Annotated in this window: 9 protein-coding genes; 6 read left to right on the top strand and 3 right to left on the bottom strand. The window is 49.7% G+C overall.

Translation table 11 applies throughout. The features are described 5' to 3' along the window. Positions 1 to 114: 114 nt before the first annotated feature. The 5 genes from B153_RS0113850 (at position 115) to B153_RS0113830 (ending at position 10,389) form a co-directional block, all read left to right on the top strand. Entirely contained in the window at positions 115 to 3,465 is a 3,351-nt protein-coding gene (locus tag B153_RS0113850) for a SusC/RagA family TonB-linked outer membrane protein (protein WP_211221677.1), read from the top strand. A gap of 12 nt (positions 3,466 to 3,477) precedes the next feature. Next, entirely contained in the window at positions 3,478 to 4,983 is a 1,506-nt protein-coding gene (locus B153_RS0113845) for a RagB/SusD family nutrient uptake outer membrane protein (protein WP_020597321.1), read from the top strand. A gap of 5 nt (positions 4,984 to 4,988) precedes the next feature. Continuing rightward, entirely contained in the window at positions 4,989 to 5,807 is an 819-nt protein-coding gene (locus B153_RS36650) for a SusE domain-containing protein (protein WP_020597320.1), read from the top strand. A 74-nt stretch (positions 5,808 to 5,881) separates the two neighbouring features. After that, a complete protein-coding gene (locus B153_RS0113835) occupies positions 5,882 to 7,657 on the top strand; it encodes an endo-dextranase (RefSeq protein WP_157634684.1) in 1,776 nt (591 codons plus the stop codon). Positions 7,658 to 7,665: 8 nt separating this feature from the next. Continuing rightward, positions 7,666 to 10,389, top strand: a complete 2,724-nt coding sequence (locus B153_RS0113830) for an alpha-L-rhamnosidase-related protein (protein WP_020597318.1) — start codon at positions 7,666 to 7,668, stop codon at positions 10,387 to 10,389. A gap of 95 nt (positions 10,390 to 10,484) precedes the next feature. Here B153_RS0113830 and B153_RS0113825 read toward each other — a convergent pair whose 3' ends face one another. From B153_RS0113825 to B153_RS0113815, 3 genes are read right to left on the bottom strand one after another with little or no spacing between them, the layout of a single operon-like run. After that, complete coding sequence (locus B153_RS0113825) at positions 10,485 to 12,068, bottom strand: MFS transporter (RefSeq protein WP_020597317.1); 1,584 nt, start codon at positions 12,066 to 12,068, stop codon at positions 10,485 to 10,487. Between the two features lie 4 nt (positions 12,069 to 12,072). Next, positions 12,073 to 13,125, bottom strand: coding sequence for an HlyD family secretion protein (locus tag B153_RS0113820; protein WP_020597316.1), 1,053 nt, complete (start codon positions 13,123 to 13,125; stop codon positions 12,073 to 12,075). Between the two features lie 30 nt (positions 13,126 to 13,155). Next, the gene (locus tag B153_RS0113815) at positions 13,156 to 14,520 is read right to left on the bottom strand and encodes a TolC family protein (RefSeq protein ID WP_169518481.1); all 1,365 of its coding nucleotides are present in this window, start codon (positions 14,518 to 14,520) and stop codon (positions 13,156 to 13,158) included. Positions 14,521 to 14,682: 162 nt separating this feature from the next. On the opposite strand from B153_RS0113815, the gene B153_RS0113810 reads away from it, so the two are divergent. Beyond that, positions 14,683 to 15,513, top strand: a complete 831-nt coding sequence (locus B153_RS0113810; RefSeq protein ID WP_020597314.1) for an AraC family transcriptional regulator — start codon at positions 14,683 to 14,685, stop codon at positions 15,511 to 15,513. Positions 15,514 to 15,756 lie beyond the last annotated feature (243 nt).

The raw sequence follows: 15,756 nt of genomic DNA, 5'->3' as shown, positions 1-15,756 counted from the left end.
CAAACGATAGTTCCTTTATCAAGGAACCAGGGAGGGTTTTGTTTTCTAATTGCAAAAAACCGTGGGTAATTTATGAAAAAATGTAGTACTAAATGCAAACAAATTGAGCTGCTTATGAAAACGAGTATGCCTCTAATGCTGATTATCCTGCTTACAAGTATTGTGTATGGTCGGGATGGGTTAGCGCAGGATTGGCTGAACCGGTCCGTAACTGTTCAGGCCGAACAGCAGGAGTTAGGGGTGGTGCTTACCAATTTAGAGCAATCAGCAAACGTCCGTTTTTCCTACGTCCGTTCACTGGTCGGAAAACACAAAGTGAGCCTGGTAGCCCGTAACCAGCGATTAAGTGACGTACTGGAAAAGTTACTCCGTCCGTTACACATTCGCTATCTTGTGTCGGGCGATTATATTGTTCTTAGTAAGGAGGTTAGCCATAACGAAACCCCCGGTTCCGTTCCCTTTACCACCAATAGAGAACTATCCGTAAGTTCCTCCGGTGAGTTTTCGGGCGAACCGTCAATTGCCCAACCCGAAGAGATCAACATCAGTGGAAAAGTAACTGACGAAAAGGGAGACGCGATACCGGGAGCCAGCATTGCTATAAAAGGAACCAACCGGGGCACAACAACGGATGTAAGTGGCGCGTTTCGGCTGGCAGTGCCGGATCGGTCGGCCATACTGGTCGTTTCGTTTGTCGGCTATCAGGCACAGGAGTTGACAGTAGGTAACCAGACCGTTTTTAACGTTCAACTACAGAATGATGTCAAATCGCTCAATGAAGTGGTTGTAGTGGGGTATGGCACGCAAAAAAAACGCGATGTTACCGGCTCCGTAGCCTCTATCACCAGCAAGGACATTGCCAATCAACCCGTTCCCGATGCAGGGCAGGCAATCCAGGGAAAAGCCGCTGGTGTGCAGGTAATTTCTCCGGGTGCGCCGGGTAGTAACGTAACCCTGCGGGTACGCGGAGTAGGAACCATCAACAACAGCGATCCACTGCTGGTAATCGATGGTGTTCCGACTGATATACCACTAAATACGCTGAATCCCGACGACATTGCTTCCATTGACGTATTGAAGGATGCTTCGGCTTCGGCGATCTACGGCTCACGCGGAGCCAATGGCGTTGTGCTGATCACCACGAAAAAAGGGGCTGCGGGTCAGGGACATCTTACGTTCAATACGTTTGCGGGCGTTCAACAGGCAAACTCGATGGTTCCTTTATTGAATGCTTCGCAGTTTGTGGCGCTCAACAATGAACTGCTACGTAACAATAACCAGGCTACCAATCCAGCTTATGGCGATGCCGCTAGCTTTGGAGCCGGTACGGATTGGCTGAAAGCCTTGTTCAGAACGGGGCCTATCCAAAACTATAGCCTGGCCTATTCGGGCGGTACCGATAAATCTGACTACTACGTATCGGGCAGTATGCTGAATCAGCAGGGTATTATCATCAACACGGCCTACAAACGGTACGCCATTCAGTTCAACACCAACAACCGAGTGTTCAGCTGGCTTAAATTCGGCAATAATCTGACGTTGAATCATGATGAAAAGCCCAGCGGTTCTTACGATGTGCGGAATGCAATGGCGGCAAACCCGGCCTTACCTATCTACAATGCCGATGGGAGCTATGCGGGGCCGGTTGGGCAACCCCAATGGGTGGGCGACGTGACCAACCCGATTGCTCAGGCCACACTGGTTCAAAACAATACGATGGGCTATAATATTCTCGGATCGCTTTACGCCGAAATTAAGTTCCTTCGTGACTTTACATTCCGGTCAACGGGCGGTATCCAGGCCCAATTCTGGAATACCCGAACCTGGTCCCCCAAATACAATTACCAGCCCATTCCTCAGCCCAATTCCTATCTGGCCGAAGGATATAATAAAAACATTACCACAAACTGGGATAACCTGTTAACCTACGACCGACTGCTTGGGGGCGATCATCATGTAACCCTGCTGGCTGGTTCGAGTGCACAACAGAATTCATTCAATTTCATTGCGGGCAACATCAGCAACTTTGCCAGTGATCTGACTCAGCAACTCAGTAATGGAACAACCCAGATTGCCTTGAGCGGCAATGGATCTCAATGGGCGCTTTTATCGTACATGCTCCGGGGCAATTACGCGTTCAAGGATCGCTATCTGGTTACTGCAACAGTGCGCCGGGACGGTTCTTCCCGGTTTGGAACTAACAATAAGTGGGGAACCTTTCCTTCGGTATCGGTGGCCTGGCGATTGTCGGATGAGCCGTTTTTAAAAAATAGCCGCTGGTTAAATGACTTGAAACTTCGTGCAGGTTATGGCGTAACGGGCAATCAGAACATTGGCAACTATTCCTTTGCTTCCGTGCTGACCTCAGCCGTGTATAACTTCAACGGAAAAGTTGTACCAGCTCAGATTGCGCTCAACGCGGCCAATCCAAACGTGCGCTGGGAAACCGTTCAGCAATCCAATGTGGGTATCGACGCTACGTTTCTCAACAACCGGATTACGGTGACGGTTGATGGCTATTTGAAAAATACGTCAGGAATGCTGGTACCCGTAACGTTACCGATTTCTACCGGCTATTCAGGGGCGGCTCCCTATATCAACGCAGGTGAGGTCAAAAATAACGGGATCGAGCTGAGTGTGTTTTCTCGGAACACAACTGGTAAGCTAGTCTGGACCACAAACGCCAATTTCTCGCTCAATCGGAATAAACTGGTCGCTCTTAGCGATAACACACCCCTGTATGGCGGTAGCATCGGACTTAACGGATTCATATCGACCAACACCGTTGGCAGTCCAATCAATTCGTTTTACGGCTTTGTAACCCAGGGTGTTTTTCAAACGCAGTACGACGTTGAAGCTCACGCCAGCCAGGTTCCGGGCGCTGATGTATATAACCGCACCTCGCCGGGAGATATTCGTTTTAAAGACCTGAATAACGATGGCATCATCAATGACAACGACCGGGCCATTATTGGCAATCCAAACCCCAAGTTCATCTATGCGTTGACCAACAACATCACCTATAAAGGGTTTGACCTGACTGTTTTCCTCCAGGGGGTTTATGGTAACGACATTTTCAATGCCAACAACGTTTACCAGCAAAGCATGGCTGTAGCCCAAAACCAGACTACCGCCGTACTGGGCCGCTGGACGGGTCCCGGCACGAGCAACACCATGCCGAGGGCTATTTTTAATGACCCCAATAAAAACGCCAGAATTTCAAATCGATTTGTTGAAGACGGCTCCTATCTGCGAATTAAAAATGTGACGCTGGGCTACACGATACCCAAAACACTTACCCAGCGGATTAAGCTCAGTTCTGCCCGGCTCTATGCTTCCTGTCAGAATTTATTGACGTTCACCCGTTATTCGGGTTTCGACCCGGAAGTGCCCTCAAATGGCATTGACTACAGCGTCTATCCGGTGACCAGAACCATCAGTGCAGGCCTGAATCTCTCATTTTAAAGACAGAACATAATGACGATCAAAAATTATCTGGTTGCACTTAGCCTACTACTTGCGGCCACCAGTTGTAAAGAAGACTTTCTCGAAAAAGCACCCCTGGATTCGGTCAATACCGCTAATTACTATCAAACAGCAACGGACGCTGTAAATGCGGTTAACGCAGCTTACCAACCCCTGCAACGGCCTAAACTCTATAACCTACGCGTATGGGCAACCGACATTATGGCCGGTAACAGCGTGGTGGGGGCCGGTGGCGGCACTGATGGGATTGAAACGCAGGATCAGGCCAACTTTGTGACAGCCACCAATAATGCGGGTGTTCTGGATTTGTACCGGGGACCCGCACCGGGTATTCTTCAATGCAATATCGTTCTGCAACGTGTCCCGTCTATTAGCATGGACGAAACGTTGAAAAACCGGGTACTGGGCGAAGCTAAGTTCCTGCGGGCTCACTACTATTTCCTTCTGGTCCAGTTGTTTGGCGACGTTCCCCTTATCTTATCTCCCCAGGTCGTGGGCGATGACCTGAAAGTAAAGCGTACGCCAAAAGCGGATGTATATGCACAAATTATTAAGGACTTAACAGAAGCCATTGATCAGCTTCCTCTCCACACTACGTATTCGGCTAGTGATCTGGGTCGGGTTTCCAAAGGAGCCGCTACTGGTTTGCTGGCGAAGGTATATCTCGTGCTGGGAAATTATCAGAAAACGGCAGATCTGTGTCAGCAGGTAATTTCGATGGGGTACGCCCTGAACGCCAGTTACGCGGATAACTTTACGGCTCAGAAAAAAAACACGCCGGAATCCCTTTTCGAGGTGCAGTATAGTGGAGCAACGACGTACGATTTTTTTGGATCAGACTTTAACCAGGCTTCCTGGATCAGCGCCTTTACTGGTCCCCGAAATGCGGATTTTGTGGCAGGAGGCTACGGCTGGGACCAGCCAACGCAGGAATTTGTAAACGCATATGAGGCCGGAGACCTTCGCAAAGATATGACCGTTTTTTACGAAGGAGGCCCTACTTTCGACGGCGCAGCTTACAAAAAATCGTACTCCCTGACGGGCTATAACTTACGTAAATTCCTAGTACCTAAATCGATTTCGCCAGCCTACAATACGAGTCCGGCTAATTTCCCAGTACTCCGCTTTTCGGATGTACTCCTGATGCAGGCCGAAGCACTCAATGAACTGGGTAAGACCACGGAAGCGCAGGCCCCGGCAACGGATAGTAACAGTGGCGGGCCGCTCAACCGGGTTCGTAAACGGGTGGGTCTACCCAATGTACAGGGTTTATCGCAGGCAGCCCTGCGTGATAAAATCCTGCACGAACGCCGGATGGAGCTGGCTTTTGAAGGCCACCGCTGGTTCGACCTGATCCGAGTCAACAACGGTCAGTATGCGTTGGATTTTCTTCATTCTATCGGTAAAAGTAACGCGGCTACCAAGCATCTGCTTTACCCAATACCTCAGCAGGAGATCGACGCCAATCCGAATTTAACCCAAAACCCTGGTTACTAATTGTTATGAAAACGTTTTATTGGTCAAATTCAGGCTATGGCCTTAAGGTTATAATTGGCTTCCTGATTGGGCTTGTAGCCCTGCAAGCCGTTTCCTGCACTACGAACGAAGTTGCACCACAGGTTACAGCCACGCCAATCCTGACCGCTTCAACGGCTCAACTGACGCTGAGTCAGGCCAACGCAGCCAAACCCGCCGTTAGTTTTAGCTGGACGCCAGCCGCCGTGAGTCATATGGAAGGAAAGGTAACGTATTTTATCGAGTGGGATCGAAAAGGAAATAATTTTGCAAACAAGGCTTACCAGTTGATCGGCCAAGACTCTTCGCGCTACACCTTCACGGTGGGTGCGCTAAACAAATTCCTGGGTACGTTGCTGCCCGGCGCGGCTACGGACCTGGAATTTCGGTTGGTGACGGCCACACCAGACGGCTCGGTGCCCGTTTTTTATTCCAACGCCGTTCCGCTTTCGATAACAACGTATTCACCGGTTGTCGCATTATACGACGCCTTGTGGATGGTAGGCGATGCCACGCCTGCCGGTTGGAATATTGATAAACCGACGCCGATGGTGCAGGACCCCGGAAACCCGAATCTTTTTACATACTCCGGAAATCTGTCTGCTGGTGAGTTTAAGATTCCGGTGGCAACTGGCGACTGGGGGACAAAATTTTACCGGCCACTCGTTAACCATCCTGCCCTGACTGAAACCGGCGTACAGTTACGAGCGGGCGACCCCGATACCAAATGGGTCATATCCACCGCTGGCAGTTACAAAGTATCGCTCAATATCAAGGAACTGACGATTTCCATTGTCAAACAATAACCGCGTAAACTGGTCAACGAGCTAGTCGGATCAGGCTAGCTCGTTGACCAGTTTAGTCTAAATCCTGCTTTACAATGCAAATCAATACATGGTTGAAAGGGAGCTTTTGTGGCGTCATGGGGCTACTACTCTGGAGTTGTAGTAAAGAGCCAGTTATTGACAATACGGGTACTACGACGCCTGGACAGACGATATCAACGAGTTATCTGAATATCAGAACGGACAAAGCGGTCTATAAACCGACGGAAACGATCCAGTTCACTGTAGATGGTAACGTGCCCCCTACGGCCAGAGTACGCTACAAACAATTAACCAGCGTAGTTGATGAAGCTGCCATTACGGGAAACACCTGGAGCTGGAAAGCGCCAGGTACCGATTTTACGGGGTACATGGTTGAAGTTTACGGCCAGGAAAGTGGGCAGGAGAAACTATATGGTACGGTTGCCGTCGATGTTTCCTCGGATTGGAGCCGATTTCCCCGATATGGGTTTTTGTCTAAGTTCGGCCCGTTACAGGAAGCGGACATGGATGGAGTAATGGCCACCCTGACCCGGTATCACATGAACGGTCTTCAGTTTTACGATTGGGCTGAAAAACACCACAAACCACTGGCTGGTATGGTATCTATGCCTGCGACCAGTTGGTTCGATATTGCTAACCGACCTACCTCAAAAGCAACCGTAGACGGTTACATTAAGCGGGCGCACCAAAAAGCAATGTTTGCTCTCTCGTATAACCTGGCTTACGGAGCCTTGCGGGATGCGGAAGCCGATGGCGTGAAGACAGAGTGGTCTATGTACGATGATCAATCGCATGTGAAAAGAACGGTGCTCGATATCGGGAGTTTTCTCAAAAGCCCAATCTACCTGATGGACCCAGCCAATACAAATTGGCAACAGTATCTGGCCGCTCGAAATTCGGATATGTATTCGGTGTATAGTTTCGATGGCTTCCATATTGATCAGTTAGGGGACTGGGGCACTAAATACAGCTACTCCGGTCAGCCCCTCAACGTAGCGGGTTCATTTGGTCCGTTTATTCAGAGTATGAAAGCAGCTCATCCCGACAAGCGGCTGGTCATGAACGCGGTCAATCAGTATGGCCAGCAGGCTAGCATTGCCCACTCGCCCGTCGATTTTCTGTACACCGAAGTCTGGAGCCCCAACGAGCGCTACGAAGACCTGGGCCGCATCATTCAGGATAACGATGCCTTCGGGAATGGCAGCAAGCGCACGGTGCTGGCGGCTTACATGGACTACAAGGCCGCTGAACAGCCGGGTTATTTCAACCCGGCGGGGGTGCTGCTGACCGATGCGGTGATTTTCGCCTTTGGGGGTTCCCACCTGGAGTTGGGCGAGCACATGCTGGGCAAGGAGTACTTTCCGAATGCCAATCTAGCGATGAGCGATGAGTTGAAGACGAGCCTGATTCGGTATTATGATTTTCTGGTGGCGTATCAAAACCTGCTTCGGGATGGGGGCACCTTCAACAAACCAGCGCTTCTCTCGGCTAACCCACAGATTTCTCTGGCCAACTGGCCATCGCAGGCAGGGCAGTTAGCCGTACTGGGGAAAGAAATGAAAAATCAGCAAATCCTGCATTTACTCAATTTTACCAATACAAAAACGCTGGACTGGCGAGACGCGGAAGGCACAAAGCCGAAACCTGATCGTATCGATAAACTTGACTTGGTGTTTACCGCGCCAAAAGCGGTCAAGCATATCTGGTTTGCTTCGCCCGACTGGCAAGGAGGCCGCAGCCAATCCATTCCATTCCATCAAACCGGGCAGCGAGTGACCTTCACACTTCCTTCGCTTCACTACTGGGACATGGTTGTCATTACCTACTAATCACTCTTATGAACAAGTCTCTCATCGGTCTTAACCTGAGCCTCTGCGCGCTGAGTCTGTGCCCAGCTTCTGGACAGCAAGTACCCACCAGGCCGATTTACCAGTCAAGCCAGTACACGCTCTATCCTGACCGAGTGCAGCAGGGTGAATTTACGGCACAGGCCCGCTCGGCCACTGAAATTAAGTCTGACTACAAAAGCTCGGCCAATGAGTTTGTAAGTCCCCGTGTTACGTTCAAATTCAGCATTAATGGCAAAGACAATGAGATGAAATCTGGGGTCGATCACAGTTTTGTGTGTCTTGGCAGCGCGGGTAGCTGCGAGACGCCCATCCTGTCGTTTGGCAAGCAGTTCGTTGACCCCACTCCGATACCAGCCAATACGTATCTGAAGCCAGGAACGACGCTTACCTTTCGGCTGGATATGCGGCAGGTACTTCACCAGTTGAAAACGCAGGGATATTACACGACTTACAACGGCGATAAGATTTACCAGTCTGACTTTAAAGGAGTTTACGTAGCGGGCGGGACCGCGCCACTGAGCTGGGATTTCGATAACCTGTCCACCAAATACGCCAGGACATCCGAACTGGTCGATAAAGATGGTGACGGTATTTACGAGCTAACGCTGAACATGAATCGGCAACAGGATGAGAAACAAACAGCTTCTTCCTGGAAACTTTCGCGGGACCTATCGGCGGCCCCCCGCGTTCAGTCGCCTTTCCTCATTGCTGATGCTCTTTATAATTTAAGCCTGGAGGAAATGCAGCGGGCCATTGAAGCCGACAGTACGTTCCGGACGGGCAAGGAGTGGGCCGGTGTCTGGACGCGCGATATCAGCTATAGCATTATCCTGTCAATGGCCCACATGCAGCCAAAAGTTGCGATGTACAGTCTGCTACGTAAAGTAAACAAGAACAAACGGATCATTCAGGATACGGGAACGGGCGGTTCCTATCCCTGCTCGACGGACCGTATCATTTGGGTCATCGCGGCTTTTGAGGTGTACAAGGTGACTGGCGATAAGGCGTGGCTGGCGCAGGCTTATGAGATTGCGAACAACACAATGGCCGATGACCGGCTCATCGCGCTTGACCCGAAAACGGGGCTGATGCGGGGCGAATCTTCGTTTTTGGATTGGCGCGAACAAACCTACCCGCTCTGGATGCAACCGGTCGATATTTACGAGTCCGAAAATCTGGGTACGAATGCCGTATTCTACCAGGCCAACCAGGTACTGGCCCAAATGGCTACGTTGCTGGGTGATGCTTCGGTAGCCGCTCAGTACACCCGGTTCGCCCAGAAACTGAAGGAAGCTATCAACCAGTATTTCTGGATGCCTGAGAAAGGGTACTACGGGCAATATCGCTACGGAAGACTCTTCAAATCGCTCTCCCCACGATCCGAAGCATTGGGGGAAGCCCTGTGCGTTTTGTTTGGCATTGCCGATACCCGCCAGCAGGCTCAGATCGTGTCCCGAACGCCGACTACGCCTTATGGCATTCCCTGTATCTATCCTCAAATTCCATCCATTCCCCCTTATCACAACAATGGAATTTGGCCGTTTGTGCAAACCTACTGGCTGTGGGCTTCTGCCAAGGTCGGCAACGAAGCGTCAGTCCTGGAAAGCATCGCGTCGATTTATCGGCCAGCAGCTCTCTTTCTGACTAACAAGGAGAATTTTGTGGCCCAGAACGGCGATTTTGCCAGTACGCAGATCAATTCCAGCAACATGCTCTGGAGTCTGTCGGGAAATATCAGTGTGGTACACCATGTTCTATTTGGCATACACCTTCAAACCGACGGCATCCTGTTTGCTCCGTTTGTACCCCAGGCGTTGCAGGGTAAACGTAGCTTAACCAATTTTCACTATCGGGATGCCGTACTGGACGTAGAGATGGATGGTTTCGGCAACCAGATCGAATCGTTCCTGTTGGACGGAAAAGCTACCAAACCCTACGTACCGGCTACCTTAAAGGGCAATCACAAGATACAGATTAAGCTGGCCAACAAACCAGCCGCTCCGTCCTCCGTTCATCGGGTCGCCGTGGTATTTAGTCCGGCAACACCGGATGTTTCGTACCAACGGAATACACTGAGCTGGAAGCCCGTCAACGGGGCTGTCAATTATCGGGTACTCAAAAACGGGCGTCAGCTTCTTCAGACCAGGCAAACCAAACTTGCCGTACCTGTCGGCGATTACGCAGAATACCAGGTTATTGCCATCGATAGTCAGGGGCTGGAGTCCTTTGCGTCGGAACCCCTCAGCGTGGGAGAACCTGCCCTGACCCACCGAATCGAAGCCGAGCAGGTCGCTGAGGTAGCCCCCTATACCTACAAAGGCTTTTCGGGAAAAGGGTTCGTCGAGATCAGTACTGATAAAAACACATCGCTTTCGTTCACGGTCACGGTTTCAGAAACGGGAACGTATGCCATCGACGTCCGATACGCCAATGGCAACGGCCCGATCAACACGGATAACCGCTGTGCGATACGAAACCTGCTGGTCAATGGTAAAACAGCTGGCCCGCTGGTAATGCCGCAGCGGGGCCTCGATCAATGGAGTGACTGGGGGTACAGTAATGCCATCGTGGTCAGACTCGAAAAAGGCGCAAACCAGGTTACGATACGCTACGAACCGTATGACCAAAATATGAACGGCACCGTCAACCAGGCAATGATAGACGCGTTGCGGGTGATCAGGGTAAATCCAGGTAAAGCGTCGGTTAAATAAATCAAAATGGGTCTTTTACCTGCGCGTCAACAGGTAGAAGACCCATTTCTATAACGGTGTCACTCCGAATAATTCACGTTCAGTTTCCCTACCCCTTACGTTCCCCACATCCGATTTTTTAGAATATCGAACGTTTGTTTTAAATGCTGGTTAACCGCAATCAATAGGACAACCATGAGCAGGCCGTAGCCCACAAACGTAAAAATCTCCATATTCGACAAAAGGAGTGCCTGCCGGGACACCGCCTTGAAAACCTGTTGCAGGGCAAGCCGGTCGGCCTCACCTGATGAAAACCCCTTGACCATATAGCTTTGCGCTGACTGGGCCAGCCGGGCCTGGGTTTCGGGGCTTTCGGGCACGACAAACTGTTGTAATTTACTGACGTGTTTTTGCTGAAAAAAAACTTGTAGATTCTGCATCAGGCAAAAGCCCAGCGTATTTCCCCAGAAACGGCCGCTAACGCCTGCTGTCCCCGAAAAAGGGGCCATTGACTTTGGTACCGATGAAACCGTAAACAACACTAGCGGCACAAATAAAATGCCCACCGCCACGCCCTGTAGCAAATAAGGCGGAGTTATGTCGTAGAGTGATACGTCGGGTACGAACAAAAACGTAAACCATAAATGATGGACGGCCATTAAGCTGAATCCCAGTATGAAAATATACCGGGTAGCCGTTTGCTTTGCCATCAATACGCCGGCAATAAATAGCCCAATTACGTTTCCCAGTACGTTGATAAACTGCACATTGGCTAAAAAAATGGGTTCCCAGTTCCAGACTTTGCTCATGGTAGCATGGCAAATGTTGAGTGTCGATCTGGAAATATAGAACAGGATAAAAAGTACAAACCCAGTCTGTAAATTAGGGTACCTGAACACATGCATGTCGAAGCAAGGGCGCTTCACCAGCAACTGCCGTATCATAAAGAAGAAACCTGTTGTACAAAAGCAGATCATCGCCAGTACGATTTGGGTAGACTCGAACCAGTATTTTTTCTCTCCGTAGACCAGCACGAATGCCCCGGACAGAATAGCCGCATGAACCAGTACAAAACTAGCCCAGTCGATCTGGTACAAAGGCGTTTTTCGATGGACCCAATGCCCGTTGAACGTAAGCAAGACCAGTGTTGCACACAGGAACTGAAAAAAGGCGGAACCGTAGGTCATATAGGTCCAGTCGTAGTTTTCCAGTAGCCACACCGCAATGTTCATGATGAACGGTGAAGCCATGAGCAGCATCCCGTAAGAGCAGGAAAAGACGATGATCGTCGCATTTCTGGACGTAAATCTCGACAGGAGCAGTGTTCTGAGGGGAATCCAGGGTAAGGCCATCAGCACCCCTTCGATTACCCGGAGTATGATGAAGGGAATAAAATCATGCGTGTAAGCAGAGGCAATGAACGTGAACGCTGCACCCAGATAAATGGCAACAAAATAAGTCCGTGTCGGAAAATACTTGAAAATCCGACTTTCAATCATGATCGTTGCCAGGAATGTCCCGTAGGTGATGCTCATGGCGTACTGAAGGTCTTCTGCTTCCACATCCAGAAAGCTGGCCGAGTAGGTAACGTTGGACGTGTAAAGCCCCAGCAACACCATCGAATGAAGCATGCAGATGATGAGAGTAGCCTTAATGAGCCAGTCGGGTACCCAGGGCTTGAATACGCTGTGGTTGTTCATTCGATTAGCGTTTATGCTCTGTGATGACCGTAACGTTCATCCCCGCTCTTAAATAGGCAACCAGCGGTTCGTTATCCGTCAGCCGAATCCGAACCGGGATGCGCTGCTCGATTTTTACAAAATTTCCAGTGGCATTGTCGGGCGGCAAAAGCGAAAACCGCGCTCCGCTTGCCGGGGAAAATGAATCGACAATACCCGTAAACACCCGGTCGCCAAACGCATCGGCTTTAAACGTTACGGGTTGCCCAACAACGATGTCGCCGATCTGTGTTTCCTTGAAATTAGCCGTGATCCATTTTTCCTTACTCACTATCGAAAGCAGCGTCTGCCCTTCTTTGACCAGTTGCCCAGGCTGGATTGTTTTTTTGCCCACCCAGCCGTCGTAAGGAGCCACAAGTACGGTATAGGACAAAAAGAGCTGGGCATTATCGACCGCTGCCTGTTTCAGTTGAATCATGGATTGCGCCGTTGGTACTTTGGCCAGTGCTTCCGATGTACTGACTTCGGTGGCATGGATGGCGTTCTGGATTTCCTGTTCCTGGGCTTTGGCGGCTTCATAGTTGGCTTTCATCTGCTCTACCTGCTGCTCGGTGGCGGCTTCTTCCTTCAGTAGCGCAACGTATCGGTTATATTCTTGCTGGGTTTTCCATACCTGTGTCCGGGCCGCTTCCAGTTGCGCCTGCTTTATGGCGATGTTGCTGTTAACGGTATTCACATTTTTTCGGGTCACGGTTACAGTTCGTCTGGCGCTTTCGATGTCGGCGGCTGCCATGTCCAGATGGGTTTTGTATTCCCGGTTGTCGATCACAACAAGCGTATCGCCTTTGTGTACAAATTGGTTTTCTGTATACCGTACTTCCTTGATATAGCCGGTTATCCGGGTCAGAATGGGGGTAACGTATTGCTCGACCTGAGCATCGTTCGTTTCTTCGTGGGTACTATGAAAAATAAAAAACCAGATGCCCAGGACTAGACCACCCAGGGCGATCAGAGTGGCAAAAATGGTAACCAGATTATGGAAAGTGCCGTGCTGGGCAGTTGTCTTTTGTACGCTCATGGTAATGGCTGATTGGTTTCCCAGAATGATTTATAGTAGGCCCGAAGCATGGTTCAGTTCGTATAGCTTCATCACGGCGTCGATCCGGGCGGAAACCGCGTTGAACCTGGCTTGCAGCAGCGCATTGTCGGCGTCGATCATCTCGGTGATCAGGGCCAGTTGGTTCAGGTATTTTACCCGGACAATCCGGTAATTTTCGCTTGCCTGAGACGAGGCTTTTTCGGTGACGGCTATTTTGTCCCGGATGTCTTCCAGTTGCATGTACTTCCTGAAAACGTCATCCGAAACTGCATTTTTAACTATTTCTGTCTGGACCTGCTGTTGCTGTATCCGCTTGTCGGCCAGGTGCATCCGGGTTTTATTTTTATACAGGCTGGAGATGTTGAACGTTGCTTCAATCCCGACCCTGCCCAGCGTGTACAGGTATGGGTCGGGCGGGAAAAACATGTAGTTGGGGTAGTTGAAGGCGTAAGCCGCAAATAAATTGATGGTGGGGTAGTAATTCCCTTTGACGATCTTCCGTTCAGTCTGCCGAATGGCTTCCTCCTGTTGCGCCATGCGGATTTCCTCTTTTTTCAGGGATGCCTGAGCATACGCTTCCTGACTCAACACGTTGAGCGGAGTAGCGAGGAGACCAGTTGTGTCTATTTCAAGGGCTTCGTTTTCATCCAGTTGCAGGATCGTTTGCAGATCGTGGGCTCCGATGGCAATATTTCTCTTATTGGTCATCAGCGTCAGCTGCATGTCGGACAGTTGCAACTCCGCACGAAGCACCTCATTTTTAGTAACCGTACCGTGTGCTTTGAACGCTTTCACTTCCTTCAGGCGATCCTGTTCTTCGTTTATGTTTTCCAGAATCAGCTTCTGGAGTTCCATCATTTTATAAATGCGTAAGAAAATCCCGATTACGTCGATTCGGACGTCATTGATGGTTTTTCCCAGGTTCATTCCGGCTACTTCCTGTGCCTGTTCTGCTCTAAGAATCGTGTGTTTGATGCGCCCACCACTATACAAGGGCATCTTGGTGGCGGTTGTGACATCGGCAATAACCGGAATGGTATGCGTAATCACTTTATCGCCAAGCCCGTGGCGAAACTCAGTCAGGTTCGTAATCTGTGCGTATGCGCTATGGAAGTCGATTTCAGGCAGTTTCAATTCCTGCTTTTCCCGGACATCTTCCTCGGCGATATCCGTTTCAATGCGCGCTTTTTCAATCGTCTTGTTAGCCGTTACGGATAGGGCCAGAGCTTGCTGGAGCGACAACCGGTTCACCTTCGGCGGCTGCGCCTGGGCGCATTTCAGCGTGAAGCAAACCAGATAGGTCGATACCAGACAAAAGACGAAATGACGGGAAGGAACATAACCGATATCGGCGCTGTGAACAGGCAATCGCATCACTGCTAATTTTTGTACTTTATTTATGGTAAAATAGTTTTTTAATCTTTCAGGCTCCATTAAAATTGGATGATTTGTGTATTTGCAAAACCATGACAAAGGTCTGATCTTTGTAAATGGTCTGAATATCGAATAAGGTCAAACATTTATCAATTTGCGCCAGTGGTTCCTCCTGCTCCCTATTACCTTACCGAAGTAGATAAGTACGCCGATACCGTTTATTGTATGCACGAGCGGATGGGAGAAAACGACATTCCGCCCCATACGCACCGGAAAGCCCAGTTTTTATATACGGAAGGGGGTATTGTACACGTGGCGATACCAGGTAAAACCTTTTTTCTACCTGCCAGGCATTACATGTGGATTCCGCCAGGTATAGCGCATAGCATCCATGCCAGTTCGCCGGAAGTTATCATGCGCAATCTCTATTTTCCTTTAGAGGAGGACGATCCGGCTTTTTATTTTGAAGCCGGTATTTATCCCGTCAATGATCTGCTTTTTCAGATGATCATTTTCAGTAACAGGTGGAGTGGCGATGTAGATCAAACGAATGGGAACTGGAGCCTGTTTGCTAGGGCAATCAAAGCTGTTTTACCCGAAATCAGTAGTTATAATCTGCCGCTCGCACTGCCCTATGCCAAGGATAAACGGCTGAGTGACATCATTGACTATATGGGCAATAATTTACAGGAGCCTCTTACGTTTCCTGATCTTGCACGCCGTTTCGGCTTTAGTGAGCGTAGTTTATCCAGGCTTTTTCGTCAGGATTTGGGCCTGTCTTTTATTCAATACCTGACTATTCAGCGTATGCTGCTTGCTTTGGAATTGCTGCTGGATAATCATACATCGGTAAAGGAGATAGCCGCGCTGGTCGGTTATAATAGTGTGCCGACGTTCAGTACTACGTTTTATAAACTAATTGGCATCAGGCCGTCGGATTACGTAAAACTTAACGACAATGGCCTGAACGTTCATCGAATGGCAAGCGAATGAAAGTTGACTTCTCCGCTTCATGTGCTACCCCTATTCACAGGTTTACGGTAATCTTGGTACGTAGCCCGGGCAAAATAACTGGCTTTTAATAACGTCGAGCTTGTCAATTGATAGGATGGCTGTCTTATCGCCCTAAATAGTTAGAGACAAAATCGAAAAAGGAAAAGCGGCCAACCATTGTGCAGAGAGAACTGGGTCGTATATTTTTTAGCGAGTTTAAAGCGCTTAAAAGGCTCTTTTCAC

Origin of the sequence: Spirosoma panaciterrae DSM 21099 (assembly GCF_000374025.1) — a bacterium.
Lineage (GTDB): Bacteria > Bacteroidota > Bacteroidia > Cytophagales > Spirosomataceae > Spirosoma > Spirosoma panaciterrae.
The sequence above is the reverse complement of the archived record's forward strand: the minus strand, read 5'-3'. Positions and strand labels throughout refer to the sequence as shown.